We start from the raw sequence: 5,442 nt of genomic DNA, 5'->3' as shown, positions 1-5,442 counted from the left end.
GTTTAATTATTAATTTCAAATAAAAACTACAAATCCCAAATTCAATAGAGTTTGGGATTTAATTTTTTATAATTTTAATCATAAGTAACTGAAAGAAAAATAATATAGCTATTTTTGTTTCTAAACAATAAAAAAATCTAATGAAAAAAATTAAATTCATAGCAGTTTTTTTGATCATAACGTCCATTTCTTTTGCTCAAAAAATTCAAGAAAAAAAAGGAAAAATACTTTTTGACAAAGTTGAAATTGCCAATATCGATGACTCTATAAGAGATCAATATGTTTTTTCGACTTTAAGTGGTGAAAAGAAATTAATCGTTAACTATAAATCATTAACTGCAGATAAAACAACTTTTTATCAGTGGCTTGAAATTAGTTCTCCGGATGGAAAACAAAAAACGGAAATTCCTTACGAAGTGTTAGTAACATCCTTTGATGCAAAAAGAATAACAGCACATCTTTTGTTTGCTAAATACAATATTTTCGACTCAAAAGGAATTAATGATAATGCAATAGTTGAGTTGTTTGCTACTACTAGAGAATCGTTAAGTGATAAATATGGTAAAATCGTTGCCTCTGCTCATCTTGATGCCGAAGAACAAAAGAAGAAAATACAAGATGTTAGAAGTCGTTATAATCCACAAATTCAAAATGACAAAAGCATAACATTCTATATCAATGGAAAATTAACTATTGTAGGAAGATTAAATGCAAATCCATATATTGTTGGAAATGGTTCGGCTACATATGCATACGTAATTGACTTAGATGGAATACAAGTTGCTAGCTTAACTTCAACTTCAGATTTTAATAAGTATAAAATTGAAACCTACAACGGAAACAATTATGATTTTGTATCAAAAAGTGTGTATAGTCATACCAATACAACTTTCTTAAATGAGTTCATTTGCGATTTAGTTTCAAGAGGTTATATGCTTGGACATCAAGCAAAAACAGAACAAAATAAATTATATCAAGCCAAAGTTGATTTAGCAAAAGAACGTAGTACAAACGTTTATAAGAAACCTGGTTTTCTTGTTGATGAAGATGGAAAAAAATATGATGGTATTATCAGCATCAACTTCCAAATGCTGGATATCAATCAAACAGGACAAGTTTTACCAGAAGAAACAGCCGATAAATTCGGGAAAATGGTATCAATTGTTTATAAAAACGAGAAAAATCAAGAACGTACTAAATCGTTTAAAGCCAACTCTGGAGCCTATTTTTGTGTAAAAGAAAATGGAACCGAAACATTCTATTACGGAATGGGAGTAAAAGGTGAAGCGATGAAAAAACTTCAAAATATTTCAAATTTTAGTTTTGACAATTCCTATTTCTATAAACTTTTAGTAAAAGAAGATAAAATAATGTTACTTCAAGATCCAGTTGAAACGGAGAAATATGTTATCAAAATAACGACAGATAATAAAGGTCAAATGATTGACAGAAGAGAAACTGAAAATCTAAGCGATTCTCTATCAGAATATTTAAAAGCATGTCAAAATTTGGCAAATGATATTAAAAACAATCAATTTGATTTAAAAATTGAAGACAATTTGAAAACAATCGTTACTGAATATCAAAATTGTAAATAATACAACTTAATTAAAAGTCTTAAAGAAAGGATAATGTGATACAATACATTATCCTTTTTTATATTTTTACAAAAACAAACGAAGCTTATTTTATGAATAAAAAAATTGCAATACTAATAGCGTTTTTGAGTATTAACGCATTTGGTCAATTAAAAAAAATCACCCTTGAAGAATCAGTGCTTCAACAAGGAAGAAAATTTGGTGCTGACAGACTAACCGGTTTTCAATGGATACCAAACACCAACAAATATGTGTATTACACTGATGCTTGGACAAAAATGGTAACTGCAACAAGTGCTGATGCTAAAACTTCTGAATTAACCACTTTAGCAGATATTAACGCAGCATTAGGAACGAAACTGAAAAACTTCTTTGGCGTTCAATGGATTGATACTAACACGATTTTAGTTACTGAAAACGGAAAATCATACAGCTATAATCTAACTACAAAATCAGGGAAAAACATCGCAAATTCTCCAGAAAATGGCGAAAACCAAACTTTTGACAATGCCTACAAAAACCTAGCGTTTACAGAAGGAAACAATCTTTTTTTTGTAAATGATAAAAAAGAAAAAATAACGGTAACTAATAATTCCGATAAAAATATCGTTTCAGGACAATCGATTTCTAGAAATGAATTTGGAATTTCTGGCGGTATATTTTGGTCGCCAAAATCAACTTTTTTAGCATTTTACCAAAAAGACGAAACCGATGTTGCTGATTATCCATTATTAGACATAAACGAAACTCCGGGAAAATTAGTCAACATAAAATACCCAATGATTGGTCAAAAATCAGAAAAACCAAGAGTTGGAATATACAATTTAGCAACAGGAAAAACGGTTTTTATTTCACCAAAAAACAATGTTGAAGATTATGTGACGAATTTAGCGTTCACACCTGATGAAAAATTTGTATTGATTGCCGAATTAAATCGTGGTCAAAACGACATGAATTTGAACCTTTATGATACTGCCACAGGAAACTTTGTGAAAACACTTTTCAACGAAAAAAACCCAAAATGGGTTGAACCAGAACATGCTGCATTTTTCCCAAATAGCAAATCGAATAACTTCGTTTGGATTTCCGAAAAAGATGGATTTAACAATCTTTACTACTATTCTATCGATGGAAAATTAATCAAACAATTGACTGCTAATAAATTCCCAACTCGTGAAATCATTGGAGCCAATCCTGCTGGAACCGAAATTTATTTCAAAGCAACGGGCGAAAAAGGCATCAATATGTTGGCTTACAAAGTTGACTTAAAAGGAAAACAAACTTTGATTACCAAAGACGAAGGCGTTCACAATGTAGTAATTTCAACCGATGGAAATTGGTTTTTTGACGAATATTCCAATCATTCAACACCTTCAAAATCATTGTTGTATGACAAAAATTTAAAAGCAAGAACGTTATTAGAAAGTAAAAACAAATACGAAGGTTACGAAATTGGAACTGCTGAAATCAAAACCATCAAAGCTGCCGATGGAACAACTGATTTGTACACTCGTTTAATCAAACCAAGCAATTTTGACGCTACAAAAAAATATCCAGTTTTGGTTTACGTTTATGGCGGACCACATGCGCAAATGATTACCAATTCCTATTTGGATGGTGCCAATCTTTGGATGTATTGGATGGCGGAACAAGGTTATTTGGTGTTTACCGTTGACAATCGCGGTTCAGACAATCGTGGATTTGCCTTTGAAAGCGTAATCCATGGCAAACTAGGAAATAACGAAATCGACGACCAAATGAAAGGCGTAGAATACTTAAAATCTTTGCCTTATGTTGACGAAAATCGTTTAGCGGTTCACGGTTGGAGTTACGGTGGATTTATGACAACGTCGTTAATGACTAGAAAACCCGATGCCTTTAAAGTTGGTGTTGCTGGCGGACCAGTTATCGATTGGAAATGGTATGAAATCATGTATGGCGAACGCTATATGGATACGCCAGCCGAAAACCAAAAAGGATTTGACGAAGCCAACGTAACCAATTATGCCAAAGATTTGAAAGGAAAACTGCTTTTAATTCACGGAACAAACGACGATGTTGTGGTAGAACAACACAATTTAGCGTTGGTTAAAAAGTTTATTGAAGTAGGCAAACAAGTCGATTATTTCCCTTATCCAATGCACAAACACAACGTTACCGGAAGAGATAGAGTACATTTAATCCAAAAAGTATTGAACTACGTGATTGAGAATAATAAGTAAAAGAAAATTCTAAAATTATAAATCCCAAATTCCAATCTTTAATGGAATTTGGGATTTTTTTATTGGTATTTAAAAACCTAAGTCTTCTGTGGTTTCTTTTTTGCAGCTGGAAATAACACATTATTCAAAATCAGTCGAAATCCTGGTGATGTTGGATGCAGGTCTAAAACGGTTGGCTCATCTCCTACTCTGTGTTGATAATCTTCGGGATCATGACCGCCAAAAAACGTAAAGAAACCTTTTCCGCGTTGACCATGAATGTAGCGTGCTTCTTCATTTAATTGATTTTCACCCAAAACCAATACATTTGTTTTTACTAAACTTCTATCAAAAGCGGTAGTTTGTCCCATAAAACCTTTAACCAATTGGGTGTGATTTTGACACAACATACTTGGAATAACATCCCATTTTGCTGAAAATTCCATTAAAGTGAAATAATCTTTCTCCATCGGAATTCGTCGTTTTTCGGTTGTATCAATATCTGAGAATTCATATTTTTCTGGTCGTCTTTCTAAAATAAAATCTTTGAAAGCAAACGTTCGCGAATAATCTATTTTGGGTTGGTAATTGGCTTCGCTAGCATCTCCATCAAACATAGGCTCACAAATATCAACACCTTCAGCAGAAAGTGCAATATCAAAACTATCCGTTGCAGAGCACATTGCAAACATAAATCCGCCGCCAATTACAAAATCTCTAATCTTTTTGGCAACTGCTAATTTTTCTTCGGAAACTTTTGGAAAACCCAATTTTGCAGCCATAGCTTCTGAGTTTTTCTTTTGCTCAATATACCAAGGTGCATTTCTATATGCGCCAAAAAATTTTCCATATTGTCCAGTAAAATCTTCGTGATGTAAATGCAACCAATCGTACAAAATCAATTGGTCCGAAAGAACTTCTTCATCATAAATGGGTGTAAATGGAATTTCGGCATAGGTCAAAACCATCGTTACCGCATCATCCCAAGGTTGTTTCCCTTTTGGAGTATAAACCGCAATTTTTGGAGCTTTTTCGAGAACAACCGTTTCCATATTTTGTGATGGCGAAGCAATTTCTTCAAAAATTTTATTGGCTTCGGCATCCGTTATTGGTTCAAAACTTACACCTCTAATTTGACATTCTTTTCTAATTTCAGGCGCATCGGGTAAAAGAAATGAACCGCCACGATAATTGAGCAACCAACTGGCTTTATATTGTTTATCCAAAGCCCAATAGGTTATTCCATAAGCTTTCAAATGATTTTTTTGGGAAACATCATCCATTGGTAATAAAATAAAATTTGCTTTTGCCGAAATAGCAAAAAGAAAAAGTAAAACCGTTAAAAGCCTTTTAAAATCAATCATCTGTTGTATTTTGAAATTCGAAGATACTATTTTATAGTCTGTCTTGCGACAAATTTTTGTTAAAAAAATAAAACTAAAAATGGTAAAATTACGTAAATGGATAAAAAATTACATTATTAAATTTTGAATTAACCTTATTGTACAGAAATAAATAATATGAAAAGAATTTTTAATAGGCTTCCATCAAAGAATAAAATAATTTTGGCATCATTTGGCATCTATATTTTAATAATTATAGTTGTTGCTATAGACTTTCTATCTATGGATTGAGACTTTTAT

3 protein-coding genes are annotated in these 5,442 nt (G+C 32.1%); 2 read left to right on the top strand and 1 reads right to left on the bottom strand.

The window, feature by feature from the left end; genetic code table 11:
• Positions 1-140 precede the first annotated feature (140 nt).
• A complete protein-coding gene (locus IAI56_RS15105; RefSeq protein ID WP_187658652.1) occupies positions 141-1,598 on the top strand; it encodes a hypothetical protein in 1,458 nt (485 codons plus the stop codon).
• A gap of 92 nt (positions 1,599-1,690) precedes the next feature.
• Positions 1,691-3,820, top strand: a complete 2,130-nt coding sequence (locus tag IAI56_RS15100) for a S9 family peptidase (protein WP_187658651.1) — start codon at positions 1,691-1,693, stop codon at positions 3,818-3,820.
• 77 nt (positions 3,821-3,897) lie between these two features.
• On the opposite strand, the gene IAI56_RS15095 is transcribed toward IAI56_RS15100, so the two are convergent.
• Positions 3,898-5,163, bottom strand: a complete 1,266-nt coding sequence (locus IAI56_RS15095; protein ID WP_187658650.1) for an asparagine synthetase B — start codon at positions 5,161-5,163, stop codon at positions 3,898-3,900.
• Positions 5,164-5,442: the final 279 nt, after the last annotated feature.

The sequence above is a fragment of the Flavobacterium macrobrachii genome, from assembly GCF_014486675.1.
Classification (GTDB): domain Bacteria; phylum Bacteroidota; class Bacteroidia; order Flavobacteriales; family Flavobacteriaceae; genus Flavobacterium; species Flavobacterium macrobrachii.
The sequence above is the reverse complement of the archived record's forward strand: the minus strand, read 5'-3'. Positions and strand labels throughout refer to the sequence as shown.

Bases quoted from the DNA above. Each gene is read 5' to 3' on its own strand.
- IAI56_RS15105 (WP_187658652.1), top strand. From the start codon at position 141: ATGAAAAAAATTAAATTCATAGCAGTTTTTTTGATCATAACGTCCATT.
- IAI56_RS15100 (WP_187658651.1), top strand. From the start codon at position 1,691: ATGAATAAAAAAATTGCAATACTAATAGCGTTTTTGAGTATTAACGCA.
- IAI56_RS15095 (WP_187658650.1), bottom strand. From the start codon at position 5,163: ATGATTGATTTTAAAAGGCTTTTAACGGTTTTACTTTTTCTTTTTGCT.